Genomic DNA, 22,788 nt, shown 5'->3' on the forward strand with positions numbered 1-22,788 from the left:
CATGACTGCTTCCGCTCCGCAGGATTTCCTGCCGTTCGTCCGCCCAAATATTGACGATGCCACCATAGCCGAAGTCGGCAAGGTGCTGGCATCCGGCTGGATCACGTCCGGACCCAAGGTGCAGGCGTTCGAGGCCACGCTGTCCGATCTGTTCGGCGGCCGCCCCGTGCGCACGTTCTCCAACGGCTCGGCAACGATGGAAATCGCGCTGCGCATCGCCGACATCGGCCCCGGCGACGAAGTCATCACCACGCCAATCACCTGGGTCGCCACGGCAAACGTGGTCCTGACGGTTGGCGCCCGTCCGGTCTTCGTCGATATCGATCCGCGCACGCGCAATATCGACCTGGATGCCGTAGAAGCCGCCATCACGCCGCGCACGCGAGCCATCATCCCGGTCTACCTGTCCGGTCTGCCGGTCGACATGGACCGCCTCTACGCCATCGCGAAGCGCCATAACCTGCGTGTGATCGAAGATGCCGCGCAGGCTATCGACTCGCGCTGGCGCGGCCAGCGCATCGGCGCATTTGGCGATCTGGTCAGCTTCAGCTTCCAGGCCAACAAGAACATCACCACGATCGAGGGCGGCTGCCTCGTCATGAACTCGCCCGAGGAAGCGCAGCGCGCGGAGCGCCTGCGGCTGCAAGGCGTGATCCGCACCGGCATGGACGGCATGGACGTCGAGGAGCCGGGCGGCAAGTTCAACCTGACCGACGTCAACGCTGCCATTGGGCTGGCCCAGCTCCAGCATCTGGACGCGATCACCGCACGCCGCGCCGAACTGGCCGAGACCTATTTCCGCTGCGCCGCCAACGCCGGACTGGCCGATCTCGGTATCGAACTGCCGCTGCCGCGCGACCCGGACGTGGCTACCACCAACTGGCACATGTTCCAGGTGGTGCTGCCGACCGACCGCCTGCGTGGCGGCGCCGCGGAAGCGCGCAAGCACGTCATGGAGTCGATGCGCGAGTCAGGCATCGGCACTGGCGTGCATTACCCACCGGTTCACCTGTTTACTTACTTCCGCTCCCTGGGCTGGCGCGAAGGCATGCTGCCGCATGCCGAGCGCATTGGCCGCGGCATCGTCACGCTGCCGATGTTCCCCGCCATGCAGACAGCCGACGTGGAGCGGGTTTGCGCAACTCTAAGCGAAACATGCAAACGCCTCTCTCTCTAAGCTCCGTCGAGGTCTCGGTCGTCATCCCCGTCTACAACGAGGAGGGTGGCCTGCAGGCGCTGTTCGACCGCGTCTATCCGGCGCTGGACAGCCTGGGCGAATCCTACGAGGTCATCTTCGTCAATGACGGCAGCGTCGACCGCTCGCCGCAGATGCTGGCCGCGCAGTTCCACAAGCGCCCGGACGTGACCCGGGTCATCCTGTTCAACGGCAACTTTGGCCAGCACATGGCCATCCTGGCCGGCTTCGAGCACACGCGCGGACGCATCGTGATCACGCTCGACGCCGACCTGCAGAACCCGCCCGAGGAAATCCCCCGGCTGGTGGCCGAGATGCGCAAGGGCCATGACTACGTCGGCACGATTCGCCGCCAGCGTAACGACTCCGCGTTCCGCCGCTACGCGTCGCGCGCGATGAACCGCCTGCGCGAGAAGATCACGAAGATCAAGATGACGGACCAGGGCTGCATGTTGCGCGCCTACGATCGCAACGTCATCGACACGATCAATGCGTGCCGCGAAGTCAACACGTTCATTCCCGCGCTGGCCTACACGTTCTCGTCGAACCCGGTGGAGATCGAGGTCGGCCACGAGCAGCGCCACGCTGGCGAGTCAAAGTATTCGCTCTACCAACTGATCCGCCTGAACTTCGACTTGGTCACCGGCTTCTCGATCGTGCCGCTGCAATGGTTCTCGGCGATCGGCACGGTGCTGTCGATCTCTTCGGCCGGACTGTTCGTGATCCTGCTGATTCGCCGCTTCCTGCTCGGCTCTGAAGTCCAGGGTGTGTTCACGCTGTTCGCACTCAACTTCTTCCTGGTCGGCATCATGCTGTTCGGCATCGGCCTGCTGGGTGAGTACGTCGGCCGGATCTATCAGGAAGTGCGCGACCGCCCGCGCTACCGCATCCAGGCGGTGCTTGAGCGTGACCCCCGTGACCCGAAGACCGACAACGCAGCGGAGGCCTCGTGCGCGCAGTAGTCTTTGCCTACCATAACGTCGGTGACCGCTGCCTGCGCGTGCTGCACGCGCGCGGTGTGGACGTGGCGCTGGTCGTCACGCACCGCGACCGACCCGACGAGAACATCTGGTTCCGCCGCGTGGCCGACACGGCCGCTGAACTGAACCTGTCGTTCCTCTATGGCGAGGACCCGACCGACCCGGCATTGGCCGAAGCCGTTCGCGCCGCGAAGCCCGATGTCATTTTCTCGTTCTACTACCGGTCGATGATCCCGGCTGACCTGCTGGCCGTGGCGCCGCAGGGCGCCTTCAACATGCATGGTTCGCTGCTGCCGAAGTATCGCGGTCGCGTGCCGGTGAACTGGGCCGTGCTGCGCGGCGAGGAAGAAACCGGCGCCACGCTGCACGCGATGGAAGCCAAGCCCGACGCCGGCTATATCGTCGACCAGACGTCGGTGCCAATCCTGCCGGACGACACGGCCGGCGAGGTCTTCGAGAAGGTCACCGTCGCCGCCGAGCAAACGCTGTGGCGCGCGCTGCCCGCCATGATGGCCGGCCAGACGCCCAAGCGTCCCAATGTGCTCTCCGAGGGCAGCTATTTCTCGGGACGCAAACCCGAGGACGGCCGTATCGATTTCAGCCAACCGGCAGCAGCGGTCTACAATTTGATCCGCGCGGTCGCGCCCCCCTATCCGGGCGCATTCACCGATATCGGCGGTCGTCGCTTCATCGTCGCCCAGGCACGCCGTCTGGAATCGTCGAGCGTGCCGGCGGGCCTGCAGCCTGGCCTGCATGTCGTGGATGGACGTATCGTGGCGGTCGGCGGCGACGGCGGAGCCATCCGCGTGACGCAGTTGCTCGAAGGTCCGAACGCCGACAACGCGAGCCCGGTATCTGTACAAGTATTCCAAAACATCATTACTGCGAAGTCCTAAGAGGAAAACCGATGAAAAAGGTCCTGATTCTTGGCGTCAATGGCTTCATCGGCCACCATCTGACGCGCCGCATCCTGGAAACGACGCAATGGGAGGTCTACGGCATGGATATGTCGTCGGACCGCCTGGGCGATCTGGTGAACCACCCACGCATGCACTTCTTCGAGGGTGACATCACCATCAACAAGGAGTGGATCGAGTACAACATCCGCAAGTGCGATGTGGTGCTGCCGCTGGTGGCCATCGCCACGCCGGCCACGTACGTGCGCGAGCCGCTGCGCGTGTTCGAACTGGACTTCGAGGCCAACCTGCCGATCGTGCGCGCCGCGGTGAAGTACGGCAAGCATCTGGTGTTCCCGTCGACCTCGGAGGTGTACGGCATGTGCGCCGACGAAGAGTTCGACCCGGAAGCCTCGCCGCTGATCTACGGCCCGATCAACAAGCCGCGCTGGATCTACGCCTGCTCCAAGCAGCTGATGGACCGCGTGATCCACGCCTACGGGATGCAGGAAGGGCTGAACTACACGTTGTTCCGTCCGTTCAACTGGATCGGCGCCGGGCTGGACTCGATTTTCGAATCGAAGGAAGGTTCGTCGCGGGTGGTCACGCAGTTCCTGGGCCATATCGTGCGTGGCGAGCCGATCAAGCTGGTGGACGGTGGCGCGCAGCAGCGTGCGTTCGCCGATATTTCGGACGGCATCTCGGCGCTGATGCGCATCATCGAGAACAAGGACGGCGTGGCCAACGGCAAGATCTTCAACATTGGCAACCCGGGCAACATCCACTCGGTGCGTGAGCTGGCCGAGATGATGCTGAAGATGGCGGCCGAGTATCCGGAGTACGCCGAGGAAGCGCGCAAGACGAAGATCGTGGAGACGTCGTCGGGCGACTTCTACGGCAAGGGCTATCAGGACGTGCAGCACCGCGTGCCGAAGATCGACAACACGATCGGGGAACTGGGCTGGAAGCCGGAGGTGTCGATGGAGCAGGCGCTGCGCCGCATCTTCGAGGCGTATCGCGACAAGGTCGTCGAGGCACGCACGCTGGTGGACGCGGACAACTGATCGCTTCATGGCACGCATTGCGCTCAAGGTAGACGTGGACACGCTGCGCGGCACGCGCGAAGGCGTGCCCGCGCTGCTGTCCATGCTGTCCGCCGCCGAGGCGGAAGCCACGTTCCTGTTCAGCCTCGGCCCGGATCACACGGGCTGGGCGCTGCGCCGGGTGTTCCGTCCCGGTTTCCTGAAGAAGGTCTCGCGGACTTCCGTGGTGTCGAACTACGGCCTGCGCACGCTGATGTACGGCGTGCTGCTGCCGGGGCCCGACATCGGCCGCAAGGGCGCTGCCGAAATGCGTGCGGCCGCCGCAGCGGGCCACGAGTGCGGCATCCACACCTGGGACCACGTCTACTGGCAGGACAACGTGCGCGAGCGCGATGCGGCCTGGACGCGCCGACAGATGCAGCAATCGTTCGAGCGCTTCACCGATATCTTCGGTGCCGCCCCGACGACGCATGGCGCGGCCGGCTGGCAGATGAACAACGAGGCGTTTCGCCAGATCGACGACTGGGGCATGGTCTACGCGTCCGATGGCCGCGGGACGGCGCCCTACATTCCGACGGTCGATGGCAAGGCCTGCCGCCACGTGCAGATGCCGACCACGCTGCCGACGCTCGACGAGCTGATCGGTGTGGACGACCTGACCGAAGACAACGTGCACAAAGCCGTGCTCAAGCTGACCGAGGGCGACGGCGACCACATTTTCACGCTCCATACAGAGCTGGAAGGCGGAAAGCTGGCGCCGGTATTCAAGCGACTGCTGTCAGGCTGGCGCGCGCAAGGTCACCAGCTTGTGTCGATGGCAACGTATTACCAGCACATCGATCGCAGCGACCTGCCGCAAATGCCCGTTACCTGGGGTGAAATCCCGGGCCGAAGCGGCGAACTGATTATTCAGCCCTGATTTCTCGCGCTCCCCATGCAGGGGAGCGCGATCCTCGACTCAGCCACAGGCCGTCAAACGGCCTTGCGCGTCAGCCTCAGCCCGTTGAATACCACCAGCAGGCTCGCACCCATATCGGCAAACACGGCCATCCACATCGTGCCCATGCCCATCAGGGTCAGGACCAGGAACACGGCCTTGATCCCCAGCGCGAGCGTGATGTTCTGCTTCAGGATGGTCGAAGTCTGGCGCGACAGCCGCACGAACGCCGGAATCTTGCGCAGGTCGTCGTCCATCAGCGCCACGTCCGCAGTCTCGATGGCCGTATCCGTACCGGCCGCGCCCATCGCGAAACCAATATCCGCCCGCGCCAGTGCCGGCGCATCGTTGATACCGTCACCGACCATGCCGACGCGGCCGGCGTGGGTGTGCGCCTGATCGGTCAGCGCGGCGATCGCATCGGCCTTGTCCTGCGGCAACTGATTGCCACGTACTTCATCGATACCGACAAGCGCCCCGATGGTCTGGGCCGTGTGCGGATTGTCGCCGGAGAGCATCAACGTCTTCACGCCGAGTTCATGTAGTTGCTCGATGGCCTGGCGGCTGGTTTCGCGCACCGTGTCGGCCACACCGAACAGCATCAGCGCGCGCGGCACTGCAGTGTCCATCGCGGCCAGCAAAACGATGGTCTTGCCTTGCCGCTCGATGGCCTCGAGCCGGGCTTCGAGCGCAGGAGAGCAGGCGCCGAGATCGTGAATCAGGCGATGGTTGCCAAGGCAGTACGCCACACCGTTGACGGTGCCACGCACGCCCTGGCCCGGCAGCGCCGCGAAATCCTGTACCTCGAAACGCGCCACGCCATCGGTTTCGGCCGCGCGGGCCACCGCGAGCGAGACGGGGTGGTCGGAACGCGCCGCGATACTTGCGGCAATCGCCCGAGCTTCTGGCACGTCGTCGACGAGTTGCGCCATATCGGTCTGCGCGGGCTTGCCATGCGTCAGCGTGCCCGTCTTGTCGAGCGCCAGCCAGGACAGTTGGCGCCCCTGCTCCAGGTAGACGCCGCCCTTGATCAGGATGCCGCGCCGCGCCGCAGCGGCCAGTCCGCTGACGATAGTGACCGGGGTCGAGATCACGAGGGCGCAAGGGCAGGCAATCACCAGCAGCACCAGTGCCTTGTAGATCCAGGCAAGCCAGGCTTCGCCCATGAACAGCGGCGGGATCACTGCGACTGCGAGCGCAATCGCAAAGACCACCGGCGTGTAGATGCGCGCGAACTGGTCGACAAAGCGCTGCGTGGGCGCACGGCTGCCCTGCGCGGCTTCCACGGCGTGGATGATGCGGGCCAGCGTCGAATCATCGGCGGGCGCGGTCACCTCGTACTCGAGTTCGCCGGATTGGTTGATCGAACCGGCGAAGAGGCTGTCTCCCACGGACTTGTCGACCGGAACGCTCTCGCCCGTGATCGGGGCCTGATCCAGTGCCGACTGCCCCTTCAGGACGCGGCCGTCGAGTGCCACACGTTCACCAGGGCGCAACCGCACCGTAGCGCCAAGGGGCACCTGACGCGCGTCCACCGGCTGCCAGCTTCCATCGGCCTGACGCACGGTGGCCTGCTCCGGCGCCATCGCCATTAGCCCGCGCACAGCATTGCGCGCGCGATCCAGCGAGGCTGCCTCGATCCGCTCGGCCAGCGCGAACAGCACCATCACCATGGCCGCCTCAGGCCATTGGCCGATCAGCATCGCGCCCGTGACGGCGATGCTCATCAATGCGTTGATGTTCAGATTGCCATTGCGCACTGCGATCCAGCCCTTGCGATAGACGCCAAGACCGGCGAACAGCACGGTGGCCAGCGCCAGCACGGCGGGCAGGTACGGCGTGGCAATCTGGAACCACTCGGCCACCTCGGCGCCCACGGCCAGCGCACCGGCAGCCGCCAGCGGCCACCACGGTTTGCCGGGCTCGGCGATGGCGGCCTTCGCGCCCGAGTCGGACAGCGGTTCGGCCTTCATCCCGAGTGAATCGATCGCCTTGACCACTGGGTCCAGTGAGTCGAGCGTGTGGTGAACCGTCAGCACGCGCTGCATCAGGTTGAAATCGAGCGCCGCCACGCCAGCCATGCCGCCGATCTTGTTGCGGATCAGCGTCTCCTCGGTCGGGCAATCCATCGCCTCGATGCGATAGGCCGCCGCACGGGTGCCAGCCGGGGCGGCAACCGGCGTGCTCACCGAAACCGATGCGCCGCAGGCCGAGCCGCAGCACGCATTGGGCTGCGCCGCTTCGGGCGCCGCTTCATGTGCATGATCGTGATCATGCTTGTGGCCATGACCGTGCTCGTGACTGTGGTCGTGACTGTGGTCGCGGGAATGCGGATGATCGTGGTCATGCCCGCGACCGTGCGCGGCCGAGGATGACGGCAGGACGTTATCAGGGGTGGTGCGAGCCATGTCAAATTCCATTGATTCTTGTTCCCTGCCATTGAAGACCCTTTAGTCGCTACAGGGTCAAGCGCCTGCCGGAAATCTTTGGAGCGGCGCAAACATGACATGAACGTAATGTTTGCCCGCTCGCTAAACGCCTATAATCGCCCCCCATGCGCCGCCTACTGCTTGTATTTCTCGCAATATTGCTGCCGCTCCAGTTCGCCTGGGCCGGCGCGGCGGCCTATTGCGCGCACGAGAAGGCGACCTCGGTCGATGCGAGGCAGTGGCACTTTGGCCACCACACGCACGAGCACAAAGCCGCCGACGGCGACCGGCAAGCGCAAGACGCGAAAGACAGCAAATCGGCCAAGCTCCCGGACGGTGACTGCAATGCCTGTCATTTCCCGGGCTCGCACGGCCTGTTCTCCGAGTTGGCGATGACCGGGGACTACCCGTTCGTCACTGTGCACTATCAGCCACGCGCCAGCGCGTTCGGCTCAATCCCCTCCCCCGTTCCGGACCGCCCTCAGTGGTCCCGTCTCGCCTAGCCGGCGAGACGCGGAGAGCCCCTTTCCAATCCACGCGCCCCTGAACGGCGCGCTTGTCGTCTCGCCGATTTTCTCCCGTTTGCATTGGTGAAACTCGATGAGAAACTTCCTTTCGCCGCCCGGTCTGGCGGCCGTGCTCCTTTGCCTGTCGCTGGGCCCCATCGTCAGTCCTGTCGCATCGGCGCAGGGCACGGCGGCCCCTGCACCGGCCCCGGTATGGGTCCAAGTACCTGCTCAGGAACCGCCCAGCGCCTTGACGCTGGAAGCCGCGCTGGCGCTGGCCACCGCGCAGAACCCGACGCTGTCCGCCGCCCGCATCGAACTCGATTCGACCGAAGGCGGCATCACACAGGCACGTGTGATCCCGAACCCCGAGATCGCCGTGCAGATGGAAGACACCCGCGCCGCCACACGCGCCACCACTGGCCAGGTCAACCTTCCAATCGAACTGGGCGGCAAGCGCAGCGCGCGGATTGGCGCCGCAAACCGCGCGCGCGACGTGGCCCAGGCACAGCTTGGCACCACGCAGGCCGACCTGCGGGCCAGCGTGATCGGCGCGTTCTTCAACGTGCTGGTCGCGCAGGAGCGCGTGCGGCTTGCGGCCGGTTCGGTCGACATCGCCACGCGCGGTGCGAACGCCGCGGCGCGGCGCGTGGCGGCTGGCAAGATCTCGCCAGTCGAGGAAACCAAGGCACAGGTCGAACTGGCCAACGCGCAGATTGAACGCTCCGAGGCCGACGCCGCACTGGTGGCGGCACGGCAGTCGCTCGCCACGCTATGGGGCAATCCGTCGCCACGCTTCACCGAGGCCGATGGCAACCTCGATGCGTTGCCCGCCCGCCCTCAGGCAACAATGCTGCGCCAATCGCTCGACGGCGCCCCCGCGCTGCTAGCCAGCGAGCGGGAACTCGATCGCCGGCAGGCCGAAATCAACGTCCAGCGCAGTCGTCAGTACCCGGACGTGACGGTGAGCGTCGGCGCCAAGCGCGACAACAGTTCGCCGGAGCGCGGCACCTACCCCGTGCTGGGCGTCGCCATTCCGCTGCCGCTGTTCGACCGCAACCAAGGCAATCTGTACACAGCCATCCGTCAGGCCGACAAGGCCGCCGACGAACTCCGCGCAACACGCCTTCGGTTGGATCACGACCTGCAACAGGCCTCGAGCCAACTCGAAGTCTCCCGTTCCTCGGCGCTGAGCCTGCGCGAAACCGTGCTGCCAGCCGCCGAGCGCGCCTACCAGGCCGCGTCGCAAGGCTTTGAAGCCGGCAAGTTCAATTACCTCGAAGTCCTGGATGCCCAGCGCACGCTGTTCCAGGCACGCATCCGCTACCTCGGTGTGGTCGCCAATAGCTGGCAAGCCGCTACCACGATCGACCGCATCCTCGGCCGCTGACAGGAACCAACATGACCTTGACTCGAAAACAGGCCATCACCATCGCTGGCATCGTGATCGCCGGCCTGATCGCCGCGCTTGCCCTGCTGCTCTCCGGCCGTGGCGACGACCACGCGCACGAGGAGGGCGAAGCCGCGCACGGCCAGCCCGCGTCGAACGCTTCGGCTGAATCCGCGAAGACGCCGCAACAAGCCGAAGAGCCGCCCGGACTGATCGAACTGACGCCGGAACAGATCCGCAACGCCAATCTGGACATCCGCGCCGCCGGCCCGGGCCGCATCCGCAGCGCGGTGGAATTCCCCGGCGAAATCAAGTTGGGGTCGCCTCAGAAAACGGAAAATAAAGCACGCTAAGCCGGTTGCAGCGGTCGTAGCGGCCTGAACTTGCCCGCGCCGATCTTGGCGCTGCTGCGCCAGAGGTAATCGCCGGTGAGGTTGATGTGCTCCCAACCGAGCGGCGACAGGTACTGCAACAGCGCGTCATCAACGGCATGGCCGTTGCCACGCAGCGCGTGCGCAGCCCGTTCCAGATAGACCGTGTTCCACAACACGACGGCAGCCGTTACCAGATTGAGGCCGCTAGCCCGGTAGCGCTGCTGCTCGAAACTGCGGTCGCGGATTTCACCCAGGCGGTTGAAAAACACTGCCCTGGCCAGCGCATTGCGCGCCTCGCCCTTGTTCAGGCCGGCATGCACGCGGCGGCGCAGTTCCACGCTTTGCAGCCAGTCCAGGATGAACAGCGTGCGCTCGATGCGGCCCAGCTCGCGGAGCGCCACGGCCAGGCCGTTCTGGCGTGGGTAGCTGCCGAGCTTTCGGAGCATCAGGGAGGCCGTCACCGTGCCCTGCTTGATCGAGGTGGCCAGCCGCAGGATTTCGTCCCAATGGGCGCGGACGTGCTTGATGTTGAGCGTGCCGCCGATCATGGGTTTCAGCGCGTCATAGGCGGCGTCGCCCTTCGGGATGTAGAGCTTGGTGTCGCCCAGGTCGCGGATGCGCGGCGCGAAGCGGAAGCCCAGGAGGTGCATCAGGGCGAAGACGTGATCGGTGAAGCCCGCCGTGTCGGTGTAATGCTCCTCGATCCGCAAGTCGGACTCGTGGTACAGCAGGCCGTCGAGCACGTAGGTCGAATCGCGCACGCCGACGTTCACGACCTTGGTGTGAAATGGCGCGTACTGGTCAGAAATGTGGGTGTAGAACGTCCGCCCTGGGCTGCTCCCGTATTTCGGGTTGATGTGGCCGGTGCTCTCGGCCTTGCTGCCGGTGCGGAAGTTCTGGCCGTCCGACGATGAGGTGGTGCCGTCGCCCCAGTGCTCGGCGAAGGGATGGCGGAACTGTGCGTTGACCAGATCGGCCAGCGCCGCCCCGTAGGTTTCGTCGCGGATGTGCCAGGCTTGCAGCCAAGCCAGCTTGGCGTAGGTCGTGCCGGGGCAAGACTCCGCCATCTTGGTCAGGCCCAGGTTGATCGCGTCGGCGAGGATCGTGGTCAGCAACAGGTTCTTGTCTTTGGCCGGGTCGCCCGATTTCAGATGCGCGAAATGCCGAGTGAAGCCCGTCCATTCGTCCACCTCCAGCAGCAGTTCGGTGATCTTGACGTGCGGCAGGATCATTGCCGTCTGGTCGATCAGCGCTTGGGCGGTGTCGGGTACCGCCGCGTCGAGCGGCGTGATCTTCAAGCCTGACTCGGTGATGATGGCGTCCGGCAGCTCGTTGGCCGTCGCCATACGGTTGACGGTGGCAAGCTGTGTTTCCAGCAGCGTCAGCCGGTCGTTCAGGTACCGGTTGCAGTCGGTGGCCACGGCCAGCGGCAATTCGCTGGCCTGCTTGAGGCTGGCGAATTTCGCGGGCGGCACCAGGTAGTCCTCGAAGTCCTTGAACTGGCGCGACCCCTGCACCCAGATGTCGCCGGAACGCAACGCGTTCTTCATCTCCGACAGCGCGCACAGTTCGTAGTAGCGCCGGTCGATGCCGGTGTCGGTCATGACCAGCTTCTGCCAGCGCGGCTTGATGAACTCGGTCGGCGCGTCGGCGGGCACCTTGCGGGCGTTGTCGCTGTTCATGCCGCGCAGCACCTCGATGGCGTCGAGCACGTCCTTCGCGGCGGGAGCGGCCCGCAGCTTGAGCACGGCAAGGAATTCCGGCGCGTAGCGGCGCAGCGTGGCGTAGCTTTCGCCGATGCGGTGCAGGAAATCGAAGTCCTCGGGCTGCGCAAGCTTCTGCGCTTCGGTGACGCTCTCGGCGAAGGCATCCCAGGACATGACGGCCTCGATGGCGGCGAACGGATCGCGGCCCGCCTGCTTGGCCTCGATCAGCGCCTGGCCGATGCGGCCGAACAGCCGCACCTTGGCGTTGATCGCCTTGCCGGACGCCTGGAATTGCTGCTGATGCTTGTTCTTGGCGGCGTTGAACAGCTTGCCCAGGATGCGGTCGTGCAGGTCGATGATTTCGTCGGTGACGGTGGCCATGCCCTCGATGGCAAGCGCCACCAGGGTGGCATAGCGTCGCTGCGCCTCGAACTTGGCCAGGTCGGCGGGCGTCATCTGGCCACCCTCACGGGCGATCTTGAGCAGGCGGTTCTGGTGCACCGACCGCTCGATGCCAGAAGGCAGGTCGAGCGCCTGCCACGCTTTGAGGCGTTCGATGTGTTCCAGCATGTGCCGCGAATTCGGTTTGACGGGCGATTGGCGCAGCCAGGCCAGCCAGGTCGTTTTGCCGTTGTCCCGACGCTTGAGCAGATCGTCGAGGCGGCGGCGATGCGCGTCCGACAGCGGTTCGGCCAAGGCATCGTAGATGCGCCGGTTGGCGCGGGTGATTGCTTCGGCGCTCGCCCGCTCGACGGCGTTGAGGGCAGGCAGAATGACCGACTGCTGCCGCAGGTGCTCGATCAAGGTGCTGGCCAGCACGATGCCCTTGTCGGTCTGCAAGGCCATCTCGGTCAGCAACTGGACGGCCTGCCGGTAGTGGCCCATGGTAAAGGGCTGGAAGCCGAACACCGTTTGCAGTTCGACCAGGTGCTCGCGCCGGGTCTGCTCCCGCTGCCCGTATTCGTCCCAGCTTTCGACGCTGACCTTGAGCTGGTCGGCGACCAGTTTCAACAAGGGCGGAAACGGCGGCTCATCGACGCCCAGGATGACACCAGGAAAGCGCAGGTAACAGAGCTGCACGGCGAAGCCCAGCCGGTTGGCCGGGCCGCGCCGCTGCCGGATGATGGAGAGGTCGGTTTCGCTGAACGTGTAGTGACGGATCAACTCATCCTTGGTGTCCGGCAACGCCAGCAGGCTTTCGCGCTCGGCGGCGGACAGGATTGAACGACGTGGCATATTTACTGATCCGTTCTCAAGTATTGATACAGGGTTTCGCGACTGATTCCGAATTCACGAGCCAGCTTGGTCTTTTGCTCGCCAGCCTCGACACGTTGGCGCAGTTCGGCAATACGCTCAGACGACAGGGATTTCTTCCTGCCACGGTAGGCCCCGCGCTGCTTGGCGAGCGCGATGCCCTCGCGCTGCCGCTCGCGGATCAAGGCGCGTTCGAACTCGGCGAACGCGCCCATTACCGACAGCATCAGGTTCGCCATCGGCGAGTCCTCGCCGGTGAAGGTCAAATGCTCCTTAAGGAACTCGATGCGTACGCCGCGCTGGGTGAGGCCCTGCACCAGGCGGCGCAGGTCGTCGAGGTTGCGCGCCAGACGATCCATGCTGTGCACCACGACCGTGTCGCCTTCGCGCACGAAGGCGAGCAGCCGTTCCAGTTCGGGCCGCCGTGTGTCCTTGCCCGACGCCTTGTCGGTGAACACTTTATCCACCTGGATCTGTTCGAGCTGCCGTTCTGGGTTCTGGTCGAAGCTGCTGACGCGGACGTAACCGATGCGCTGACCGTGCAAGGTATCCTCCTGAGGGAAATGTGTCAGGAAGAAATCTATGACCCTTGACGGCGTATGTCAATCAATTCGGAAGGCAACTCTATTCTGACGATTTAGCGCCGGATGGTCTGACGCCAAGTTAGGGTATAGCTCAGACTGACATTATTATTGTTGCGCCGCCGCAAAGAAGGTAAAATGCCTTTTCCCAAAGAATCAGCAAGCCAACTATCGGAGTTCCTACCCGTGTAAGCCTCTTTCTCGCTGCGAGCCAGCTTCAATACACACCACGCTCGCACGAGGCTGCACGTCCGATTCACTGCGTCTTGCTGGCCCTGGATTACTCGGGGTTCGTTCTCTATTCCGCTGGCCGGGAAGACGCGCTTGCGTTCGCCCCAACTGCCACCACTGGCTGGCAACCACAACGGAATAGAAGAATGATGAAATCCTTACGCCAGGACTGGCTTTCCAATGTCCGAAACGACTTACTAGCGGGCATCGTCGTCGCGCTAGCGCTCATCCCCGAGGCAATCGCCTTCTCGATCATTGCGGGCGTTGATCCGAAGGTCGGTCTTTACGCCTCATTCAGCATTGCCGCGATCATTGCCTTTGCCGGTGGTCGCCCTGGCATGGTGTCTGCGGCCACAGGTGCAATGGCGCTGCTGATGGTGACCTTGGTCAAAGACCACGGCCTGCAATATCTGCTGGCTGCCACCGTGTTGACCGGCGTACTGCAAATTCTCGCGGGGTGGCTCAAGCTGGGCGCATTGATGCGCTTTGTCTCTCGCTCGGTCATCACCGGCTTCGTCAATGCGCTGGCCATCCTGATCTTCATGGCGCAGTTGCCCGAGCTGACCAATGTGACGTGGCACGTTTATGCCATGACGGCGGCAGGTCTCGGCATCATCTACGGCTTTCCCTACATCACCAAGGCCGTGCCGTCGCCGCTGGTTGCCATCGTCGTGTTGACCGGAGTGGCGATCTTCCTCGGCCTCGACATTCGCACTGTGGGCGACATGGGCAAACTGCCTGACAGTCTGCCGGTGTTCCTGCTGCCTGATGTGCCGCTGAACCTCGAAACGCTCAAGATCATCTTCCCTGTCTCGGCCACCTTGGCGGTCGTCGGCTTGCTGGAATCCATGATGACGGCTTCCATCGTCGATGACCTGACCGACTCCAACAGCAACAAGAACCGCGAATGCGTGGGTCAAGGTGTGGCAAACATTGCTACCGGCTTCCTCGGCGGCATGGCAGGTTGCGCCATGATTGGCCAGTCGGTCATCAACGTAAAATCCGGCGGTCGTGGCCGACTCTCCACGCTGGCCGCTGGCGTGTTTCTGCTGCTGATGGTGGTGTTTATCGGTGACTGGGTGGCCCGCATTCCGATGGCCGCACTGGTCGCGGTGATGATCATGGTGTCTATCGGCACCTTCAACTGGGCCTCGATCCGCAATCTGCGCGAGCACCCAAAAAGTTCCAGCATGGTGATGCTGGCCACCGTGGTAGTGACGGTTGGCACCCACGACTTGGCCAAGGGCGTGCTAATCGGAGTGCTGCTGTCGGGCTTCTTCTTCGCGCACAAGGTGGGCCAGATTCTGCGCGTCACCTCTCGCACCGAGGACGAAGGCCGCGTGCGCACCTACACCATTACCGGCCAAGTGTTCTTTGCCTCGGCGGATCGCTTCATCAATACCTTCGACTACAAGGAAGTCATCGAGAAAGTGCGCATTGACGTAAGTCGCGCCCACTTCTGGGACATCACCGCTGTTAGCGCCTTAGACAAGGTGGTCATCAAGTTCCGCCGTGAAGCCACCGAGGTCGAAGTCATCGGCTTGAACGAGGCCAGCGCCACAATGGTGGACAAGTTCGCCGTGCATGACAAAGACGGTGCCGAAGACATGCTGATGGGCCACTGAGAGGAAACAGGATCATGAAGAACGAAAACAAAGTGCTGGCCTGCGTGGATCAATCCCACTTCGCCGATTACGTGGCCGACTACGCCGCATGGGCCGCTCGCCGAATGGACGCGCCGCTGGAGTTTCTGCACGTCATCGACCGCCACCCCGAGCAGGGATCGGGCGAAGATCACAGCGGTGCCATCGGCATTGACGCCCAGGAAAATCTGCTGACCAAGCTCACCGCCGAAGACGAGGCCCGCACCAAGAATGCTCGCGAGCAAGGCCGCATCTTCCTGAACCGACTGCGCGAACGGGCCACCGCTGCCGGTGCCGCGCTGGTCGATGTTCGCCAGCGGCACGGCGAACTTGAAGCAACGCTGGCCGAACAGGAAGACGGCGTGCGCCTGCTGATACTCGGACGCCGTGGCGAAGCCGCAGAAGCCACACAGCGCGACTTGGGCCGCAATGTGGAGCGGGTGGTACGTTCGCTGCACAAACCGATCCTGACCGTGACCGAAGGCTTCAAAGAGCCGCAGCGCGTGATGATCGCCTTCGACGGCGGTGTCGTGACCCGGCGTGGCGTCGAAATGGTCGCTGGCAGCCCGCTGTTCCGAGGTTTGCCTATCATCCTGCTGATGTCGGGGAAGAAAAGCCAGGATGCACCCAAGCAGCTTGATTGGGCCAAGACCACCTTGGAATCGGCTGGCTTCGACGTCACCGCCTCACTGATCCCCGGCGATGCGGAAAGCATCATCGCCAAGACGGTCAAGGAGCAGTCCATCGACATGCTCATCATGGGCGCATTCGGTCACTCGCCGCTGCGCACTTTGATGTTCGGCAGCAAGACCGCTGACCTGCTGCGTTCCTCGACCATCCCCACGCTTCTACTGCGATAGCGAAGGAGTCGCCTCAATGGACATGGAACAGTTCCGCGCTCGACTGCTGATCGAGCAAAGGGAAACCGTTGAGGCAATCCAGCAGGCTCAACAGTCCGCCGCGCCGGTCGAGCTGGATCAATCCTGTGTCGGTAGGGTGTCGCGTATCGACGCCCTCCAACAACAGGCTCTTGCCCAAGGATTGCGGGAGCGGCTGACCATTCGCAAGCGCAAGGTCGAAGCTGCGCTGGCCCGCCTCGACTCTGGCACCTATGGGCTGTGCTGCGCCTGTCACAGTGATTTGGAGCCGGAACTGTTGAACGCCGATCCTGCTGTTGTGTTCTGCCAGGAATGCGCGACAGCGCGTCAATGACAAAGCCGTATTGATGCCCAACGGCGGAGCCGTTTTGCCTTAACGTGCTTTATTTTCCGTTTTCTGAGGCGACCCCAACTTCAGCAAATCACGACGGTTCACGGCTCACTCCTCGTTAGGTGGGGATCGTGTTGAGGCGAAGCGTTGGGCGCCGTATGTGGCACCTTGCCCCGTCCAGCTTTATTCCGCCTCCTGGCGCGACGCAGCGAGAGGCAGGTCGATTGCATTTATCCTATTTATCATCATAAATAGAATAGAATCATCTTAGGAGGCTGGAAAACGCCTTGTCAATGAATGCGGGGTCAGGGTTTACGCAGCCCCGCTCTTTCGACGAGGGTCCTCGTCGGACCAGGCTGGCGCGCCCTTTCGTCCGGATGCCGCAGCCAGGCCCCAGATGGATAGAATGGCGCCCAGTGATCGACTGGGCGAGGCATGCAGGTCCAGCAAACGTGAAGGATTGCGCAATGTCGATGTTCCGCGAAGCGAAGGAAGGTGCCATTGGAATCCGCAAGCAAAAACGTGCGGACCTCGTGGCTGAAGAACTGAAGCGGCTGATTACCCAGCGCAACCTCAAGCCTGGCGACAAGCTGCCTCACGAGATCAAGCTTCAGCAGATGTTCTCGGTCAGCAAGAGCACGATTCGGGAGGCGCTGAAGTCGTTGGAAGTCCAGGGGCTGATCAGTGTCAGCACCGGGCCCTCGGGCGGTGCCACGATCGTTGAAGTACCGCTGGACCGCACCTTCCAGCTCATGCAGAACTATCTTTTCTTCAAGGACGTTGGCATTGCCGATGTCTACACGGTCCGCCGGCTCCTGGAGCCCGAGCTGGCCGCCGGCGCGATTCCGCATTTGACCGAGGATGATTTTCTGGCGCTCGAGCGCACGATCGACTTGTGCGACCCGGCGTCACAGGCTGCCGCCGGCACCAAGATGCTGGACCAGCGACAGGAGGACCTGACCTTCCACGACATCCTGGCCGCGGCGAACCCGAATCCGATGCTGCGTTTTTGCTGCGAACTCATCAACGAGATGATTCGCCAGCTAGTCGTGTTCGGCAACGAGACTCCGGCGTGCGAGCACGAACGTTTCGGGGCCGCCAACGTGGTGTTCCACCGGCGGATCGTGGCGGCTGCGCGCGCGCGCGATGCGGAGGCGGTGCGCTCGCTGATGTCGGCGCACATGGAAGAGTGCACGCATTACGTTACGCGCATGAACGGCCGTGTGCATGGCAGGCTGGTCCTGGATTCCGAGATGACTCGGCGGACATGGCTGAAACCGAGTGAGACGGCCGACAAGGCTTGATCAGCCTCGTCGGTCGTGCACGATGCTCTGGCGTCCTACAGATAGGTGATGGTGACGATGTAGCCGGCTGGCCGGGTATCGGTCGTGCTGGTGCTGGCGCTGGCGCCGAATACCGCTGTTACGTTTAGCCGGTTGGGGCCGATACGCGTATCGCGAGGCAGTTCGCGGACATCGCTCAGCGTTCGGGTCATCATCCTTCCGGCCTCGCTACACGTGGCCGATATCCCTCGCGACTGGCCGACCTGGGTCATCTGGCATGAAGGTTCCGTGATCGCGCCGCGAAACTGGATGGTGCCACCCCACGCTGGTCCAGCCAAAGAGATCGAGCCCATCAAGGCGAGCAACAAAGATAGCCTTGTCCCCTGCATGATCACCCCCGAACGTGGATCGTTGTTTATCCATCAACGGCAGCCATGCTGGATACTTTAGGCAATTTCTTGCGTTCTTGCGTTCTTGCTTCATGTGAGCCCACGCCGGCGATGGGGCCAGCCTCATCGCCGGAAAATGACTATGCTGGTAGCACGAGTCTGACAAGGAGGAGGCAGGCATGGAATTTCTTCCATTGGTGCGATGGAGCCTCGGAGCCGTTGCGGCGGGTCTGATCGCCGGGTGCAATGCTCCGCAACGCAATCACGCCATGCCCCCTGCCCCCGCGCCACCACGCATGAACGTGCCGGCCTCCGACGTCTACGAGTCGCCAGCGCCCAGCCCGGCTCCGTCTGCGCAAACTGATGCACCACGACAGAGGCAGTAGACCGCGTGGCGTTGATCGATCGTGGCGCTGCCGCGCCGGTTCACCGGCGCCTCCGGGGAGCGACATGCAGCCGCCGTAACCCAGCTACTTTCAGGCCTTGCCGGACCCCTTGCGCCCGTCGGCGTCCTGATTGTCCGGGTTCCATCTCTGGAGACACGCGCGCAAGGCATTGAGCTGTGTCGGCTTGAACATGCATTCGTCGATCCCGGCCTCTCTGCAGCGCTGGACTTCTTCGGCTTCGGTGCTGGCCGTGATTGCGACGATCGGGAGGCGATGGGCGTCCGTTCCGGCTTCCGTTTTGGCTTCGGCTTCGCGGGCGCGAAGCTGTCTTGCCAGTTCATAGCCGTTGACGTTCGGCATGTGGCAATCCGTGATCAGCATCGCGTAGGCCGTCTTCTCGGCGGCCTCGAGTGCCTGCTGCCCGTCGACCACGGCATCGCAGGCATAACCGAGCAGCTTTAGCTGATGCTGCAGCAGGATACGATTGGTTTCGTGGTCTTCCGCCACCAGGATCAACCTGCCGGATGCCAGCGCCTGTTCTCGCGTCACTGCGTGCGCAGCAGGCTTCGGCTTGGCCTGCGCATGGGTAGCGACAGTGTGCGCCCGGCCCTGCATGGCGGCGACCGTCACCGCGTTGATCGCGCGCCAGCTCACGGGATTGCTGCTCAGGCGGACATCGGATTCTGTCAGCCGGTAGCCCGCCAGTTTGGGTTTTTCCGTGACATGCACGACGATGGGGCTGGCCTGCCCGACCGGCGACGGCGGCGCATACTCGCCGTCGTTGAGGAACAGCATCTGCGGCTTGTCACGCTCGTCCTGGCTTGCAGAGTTGGTCGCGCCAGCGGCAGACAGGAAGTCCGTCAGCGCTTGGCCCACCGCGCAATCCCGCAAGCGGACCCCGAACTGGATGCCCGCCAGCGGCGGCTTTGAATAGCGTCTTTCCTTGACCGGGAGGCTCAACTCGACCTCGACCTGGGTGCCGATGCCGGGCTCGCTCTTCAGTGTGATGCGCCCACCCATCAACTGCACCAGACGCCGGCAGATTGCCAGGCCAAGGCCCGTGCCGCCGAAACGGCGCGTGGTCGACGTGTCGGCCTGCACGAAAGGATCGAACAGCCGGCTCTGGTTCTGCGGCTCGATGCCGATACCGGTATCGGTCACGCGCCACCGGAGGGTTTGCGCGGTCTCCGTTTCCTGTACCACCTCGGCGGACACCGACACCATGCCGCTTTCGGTGAACTTGATGGCGTTGCTGAGCAGGTTAAACAGGACCTGGCGCAGGCGCACGCTGTCGCCTAGTACCACGGCGGCAACATCCGCCCCCACATGCAGCCGCAGATGCAGGCCTTTCTCATGCGCGCGTGTCGCCAGCACACCGATGGTGCAATCGCAAAGCTCGCGGATATCCAATGGCCGGGATTCAATGTCAATGCGGCCGGCTTCAATCTTCGAGTAGTCCAGGATATCGTCGAGAATCTGGAGCAACGCGCTCGCCGAATCCCCCATCATGCCGACCGTGGCGGATTGTTCCGGCGTCAGGGACGTATGGGAAAGCAGTTCCGCAAGCCCCAGTACGCCGTTCATCGGCGTGCGAATCTCATGGCTCATCATGGCCAGGAAACTATCCTTGGCACGGGATGCCGCCTCCGCGGATTCCTTGGCGCTGGCCAGCGCAGCCGCGCGTTCATGCTCGGCCTGGGTGTCACGCCAATAGCCATTCCAGAGCACGCTGCCGTCGATCTCGATACGGGGCACGGCCTGCAAACGCGTCCAGCGAAACCCTTCCAGCTTGCGCAGGCGCACTTCGTGGTTCAGAACCTGAAGCTCCCGCCGCGCCCTGGCGATGGCGCGACGCAGGGACATCCGGTCATCGGGATGCACACAAGCTTCGATCGTGGGGGGATTGACCGCCAGGGTTTCGGCGTCGACGCCAAACAGATCCGTGGTATTGCCACTCACCCATATCGGTCCCCGGCCTAGGTGGCCCGACTGGCGTGCCTGGAACACCATGATCGGCAGGTAGCGCGTGACGTCGGCCAGACGGCCCTGTGCCTCGCGCGCCTCGAGCTCCGCCTGGCGGATTTCCGTCACATCCACGCCGGTGTTGATCAGTCCCTCGACATTGTTTTCGCCGACAAAGGGCTTGATATAGAGAAGGAAATGCCGCTCCACGCCCTCCTTGTCCTGCAGTTGCAACTGGAGTTGCACCAGCCTGCCTGTGTCGATGGCCCGCTGGCTCGCCTCCTCCACCCGCGCGCTGTTCGCCTCGCCCCAGAAATGTACTTCCGTGGTGGTGTGACCTACGATGTCGGCCCATGACCGCCCCGTGATCCACTCGGAGAATGCGTTCAACCGCAGATACCGGCCGTCCTTGTTACTGACCACAATGGGCAGGGGGATGGCATCCATCAGCGTCGACTGGAAGCGCAACTGGGTCGAAAGCTCCCGTTCGGCCTCGCGACGAATGGAAGCCTCCTTGCGGTACAGGCGCTGGGAACGAAGCAGGATCAGGAGGATGACCATCATCCCGATCAGGATTGGACTCGCCCGCCAGAGCGCATTCAGCCACGACGTTTCCAGCACATAGCTGGTGCCGGCGTAGCGATTCTGGATATCCAGCCGGCGGTCCTCCGGTAGCACGGAGAGTGCGCGATTGATCAATGGCAGCAGTCGCCCGGCTAGCGCGGGGTTGACCGCAAAGCCGCTGTTGAGCATGTGCTCGCCCGAACCGATCACGCGTAGCTTGCCGGCAAAATTGCGTCGCAGTTCGATATCGGTCGAGACGATATCGTCGACATAAGCATCGGCTTTCCCCTGCGCCACCATGTCGAGTCCGGCGTGGACATTCGGGGCGATCACCAGCTTCACGCCCGGTACCTCGTGCCGGGTGAAATCGCCAACCCCGCCAGAGTCGGTGACGACAACTCGCTTTCCGGTGAGGTCGCGCAGGTGTGCGAGCGGCAAGGCCGAGTTTCTGCCCGCCACCACCACTGGAAACGTCGAGTACGGACGGGATACCGGCAAGCCGCGCAGCGTGGGGTCCTCTGGCACCGCTACGGCCATCAGATCGATCTTGCCCTGATGCAGCGCCTCGACGGTCTGCTGGATGTCAGTCGTCGGCTGGCGTCGGAAGCGGACGCCCAGGGTCTCGCCAAGGTAACTCAGATAGTCAATCGCTATGCCGCTGGCGCGGCCACTCTCGTCCAGGTACGTGTAGGGCGCGAGCCCCGCGTCGACACCAACCGTCAAGGTTGGCAACGACTTCAGGAACGCACGCTCCTCGTCGGTCAGGAAGAATTTCTGGGGCTTGTCGGGCGAGGCCACCTGCGAGGTTATCCAGTGTGCCAGCAAGGCAGCGCGGCGAGCTGGATCAATCGCCGCCAGGCCGGCATCGGTCGCGTCACGCAGTTCCGTCGCGTTGGATCGAAACGCAAAGTGAATGGCTCCTGTTGGCTCCCGGTAGCGCGAGAGGACCTTCAGTCCCGCAAACTCAGGTGAAACCATTGCATACTCGGCCACTGGCTGCACGGTGGCGTAGTAGTCGGCCCGCCCGTTCACGATGGCGCGCAATCCATCGGTCGTGTCCTTGATGGGCACCATGCGCGCCTTCGGATAACGCTGGCGCAGAATGCCCTCCATGTAATAACCGGGCTCGATCGCGAAGCGGCCGGTTTGCATGGACGCAAGCAGGTCTTCTTCCAACGCGGCGGACGGACGACCGACCACCACGGCATCACCATCAAAGTATGGCTCGGAGAAGGAGAGGCACCGACGTCGTGCCGGCGTGATGGCAACATTGAGCACCACGTCCACATCGCCCTTGCACAACGCCGCCAGAAGGGCCGTCATGTCGGGATACCCCTTCACGCTGTACGTGATCTGGTGTCCGCGCAGAGCCTCATGAAGGAAATCCATGCCGATGCCTTCGGCCCGCCCGGCATTGAGCATCGTGAACGGAGGCCAGCCGTTGTCGAGCATGCCGACGGTCAGTTTCGCCGGCAGCGCCATGGCGGGCTGCATCAGGCTCAGACCGAGGATCAGGACGGACAGCGTCCAGCGCCGGCATTGGGAGGCGGCGTGGCGAAGTGTCTCTTTCATGAGGTCATGCCCAGGAAGAGGAGCGGGTTGAAGGAATGGATTGAAAATCGTGGGTGTGCTCGACGAAGAAGCGTCGGTCCCTGGCTTTGCATTCAGCGCGTGAGAAACGATTTCGGGGTTCCCACGGATCGGGCCTGGCAAGCGGGTCCGATGGTGGCTAAATGCCTGGTGGATAAAGCCAAATTCTGCGCAGGGGAGCTGTCAATCGGAGGCAGAAATTTCCTAGTTTTGCGGTGAAAAATCCCAATATCCATTTGA

Annotated in this window: 17 protein-coding genes; 12 read left to right on the top strand and 5 right to left on the bottom strand. The window is 63.5% G+C overall.

The annotated features are described in order from the left end of the window. Position 1: 1 nt before the first annotated feature. Genes RMET_RS23630 through RMET_RS23650 form a run of 5 tightly spaced genes read left to right on the top strand, consistent with a single transcriptional unit; the run spans position 2 to position 5,033 of the window. Entirely contained in the window at positions 2-1,177 is a 1,176-nt protein-coding gene (locus RMET_RS23630; RefSeq protein ID WP_008648543.1) for a DegT/DnrJ/EryC1/StrS family aminotransferase, read from the top strand. Next, the gene (locus RMET_RS23635; protein ID WP_011519033.1) at positions 1,156-2,157 is read left to right on the top strand and encodes a glycosyltransferase; all 1,002 of its coding nucleotides are present in this window, start codon (positions 1,156-1,158) and stop codon (positions 2,155-2,157) included. Before RMET_RS23630 ends, RMET_RS23635 begins: the two co-directional genes overlap by 22 nt. Beyond that, the gene (locus tag RMET_RS23640; RefSeq protein WP_011519034.1) at positions 2,145-3,071 is read left to right on the top strand and encodes a formyltransferase; all 927 of its coding nucleotides are present in this window, start codon (positions 2,145-2,147) and stop codon (positions 3,069-3,071) included. The genes RMET_RS23635 and RMET_RS23640 overlap by 13 nt, the downstream gene beginning before the upstream one ends. Positions 3,072-3,082: 11 nt before the next feature. Then, complete coding sequence (locus tag RMET_RS23645; protein ID WP_011519035.1) at positions 3,083-4,135, top strand: bifunctional UDP-4-keto-pentose/UDP-xylose synthase; 1,053 nt, start codon at positions 3,083-3,085, stop codon at positions 4,133-4,135. Positions 4,136-4,142: 7 nt separating this feature from the next. Further along, positions 4,143-5,033 carry a polysaccharide deacetylase family protein gene (locus RMET_RS23650; protein ID WP_011519036.1) on the top strand — a complete coding sequence of 297 codons (891 nt, stop codon included), beginning with the start codon at positions 4,143-4,145 and terminating at the stop codon, positions 5,031-5,033. A 53-nt stretch (positions 5,034-5,086) separates the two neighbouring features. On the opposite strand, the gene RMET_RS23655 is transcribed toward RMET_RS23650, so the two are convergent. Further along, the gene (locus RMET_RS23655) at positions 5,087-7,459 is read right to left on the bottom strand and encodes a heavy metal translocating P-type ATPase (protein WP_029309749.1); all 2,373 of its coding nucleotides are present in this window, start codon (positions 7,457-7,459) and stop codon (positions 5,087-5,089) included. Positions 7,460-7,605: 146 nt separating this feature from the next. On the opposite strand from RMET_RS23655, the gene czcI reads away from it, so the two are divergent. The 3 genes from czcI to RMET_RS23670 all read left to right on the top strand — a co-directional run bounded on the left by czcI (position 7,606) and on the right by RMET_RS23670 (position 9,729). Further along, positions 7,606-7,983 carry a cation efflux protein, CzcI family gene (czcI, locus tag RMET_RS23660; protein ID WP_011519038.1) on the top strand — a complete coding sequence of 126 codons (378 nt, stop codon included), beginning with the start codon at positions 7,606-7,608 and terminating at the stop codon, positions 7,981-7,983. Positions 7,984-8,080: 97 nt separating this feature from the next. Further along, positions 8,081-9,376 carry a TolC family protein gene (locus RMET_RS23665; RefSeq protein WP_011519039.1) on the top strand — a complete coding sequence of 432 codons (1,296 nt, stop codon included), beginning with the start codon at positions 8,081-8,083 and terminating at the stop codon, positions 9,374-9,376. A gap of 11 nt (positions 9,377-9,387) precedes the next feature. Then, a complete protein-coding gene (locus RMET_RS23670) occupies positions 9,388-9,729 on the top strand; it encodes a hypothetical protein (protein ID WP_029309750.1) in 342 nt (113 codons plus the stop codon). Here RMET_RS23670 and RMET_RS23675 read toward each other — a convergent pair. Next, entirely contained in the window at positions 9,726-12,692 is a 2,967-nt protein-coding gene (locus RMET_RS23675) for a Tn3 family transposase (RefSeq protein WP_001138070.1), read from the bottom strand. The two genes, RMET_RS23670 and RMET_RS23675, sit on opposite strands and share 4 nt — an antisense overlap. 2 nt (positions 12,693-12,694) lie before the next feature. Next, on the bottom strand, positions 12,695-13,255 hold the full coding sequence (locus RMET_RS23680) for a recombinase family protein (protein WP_003124096.1): 561 nt from the start codon (positions 13,253-13,255) through the stop codon (positions 12,695-12,697). Positions 13,256-13,668: 413 nt separating this feature from the next. Between RMET_RS23680 and RMET_RS23685 the strand changes: the two genes are divergently transcribed. From RMET_RS23685 to RMET_RS23700, 4 genes are all read left to right on the top strand, one after another. After that, positions 13,669-15,147 carry a SulP family inorganic anion transporter gene (locus RMET_RS23685; protein WP_011518938.1) on the top strand — a complete coding sequence of 493 codons (1,479 nt, stop codon included), beginning with the start codon at positions 13,669-13,671 and terminating at the stop codon, positions 15,145-15,147. A 14-nt stretch (positions 15,148-15,161) separates the two neighbouring features. Then, a complete protein-coding gene (locus RMET_RS23690; RefSeq protein ID WP_011518937.1) occupies positions 15,162-16,025 on the top strand; it encodes a universal stress protein in 864 nt (287 codons plus the stop codon). A gap of 16 nt (positions 16,026-16,041) precedes the next feature. Beyond that, positions 16,042-16,377 (top strand): TraR/DksA family transcriptional regulator, encoded by a 336-nt coding sequence (locus tag RMET_RS23695; protein WP_011518936.1) that lies wholly within the window; start codon positions 16,042-16,044, stop codon positions 16,375-16,377. A 464-nt stretch (positions 16,378-16,841) separates the two neighbouring features. Then, positions 16,842-17,678: a FadR/GntR family transcriptional regulator gene (locus tag RMET_RS23700; protein WP_011519040.1), complete on the top strand. Its 837-nt coding sequence runs from the start codon at positions 16,842-16,844 to the stop codon at positions 17,676-17,678. A 35-nt stretch (positions 17,679-17,713) separates the two neighbouring features. On the opposite strand, the gene RMET_RS33715 is transcribed toward RMET_RS23700, so the two are convergent. Both RMET_RS33715 and RMET_RS23705 read right to left on the bottom strand, forming a co-directional pair. Further along, on the bottom strand, positions 17,714-17,872 hold the full coding sequence (locus tag RMET_RS33715; RefSeq protein ID WP_155877862.1) for a hypothetical protein: 159 nt from the start codon (positions 17,870-17,872) through the stop codon (positions 17,714-17,716). A gap of 650 nt (positions 17,873-18,522) precedes the next feature. Further along, positions 18,523-22,530: an ATP-binding protein gene (locus RMET_RS23705; protein WP_029310200.1), complete on the bottom strand. Its 4,008-nt coding sequence runs from the start codon at positions 22,528-22,530 to the stop codon at positions 18,523-18,525. Positions 22,531-22,788: the final 258 nt, after the last annotated feature.

Source organism: Cupriavidus metallidurans CH34 (assembly GCF_000196015.1).
GTDB classification, from domain to species: domain Bacteria; phylum Pseudomonadota; class Gammaproteobacteria; order Burkholderiales; family Burkholderiaceae; genus Cupriavidus; species Cupriavidus metallidurans.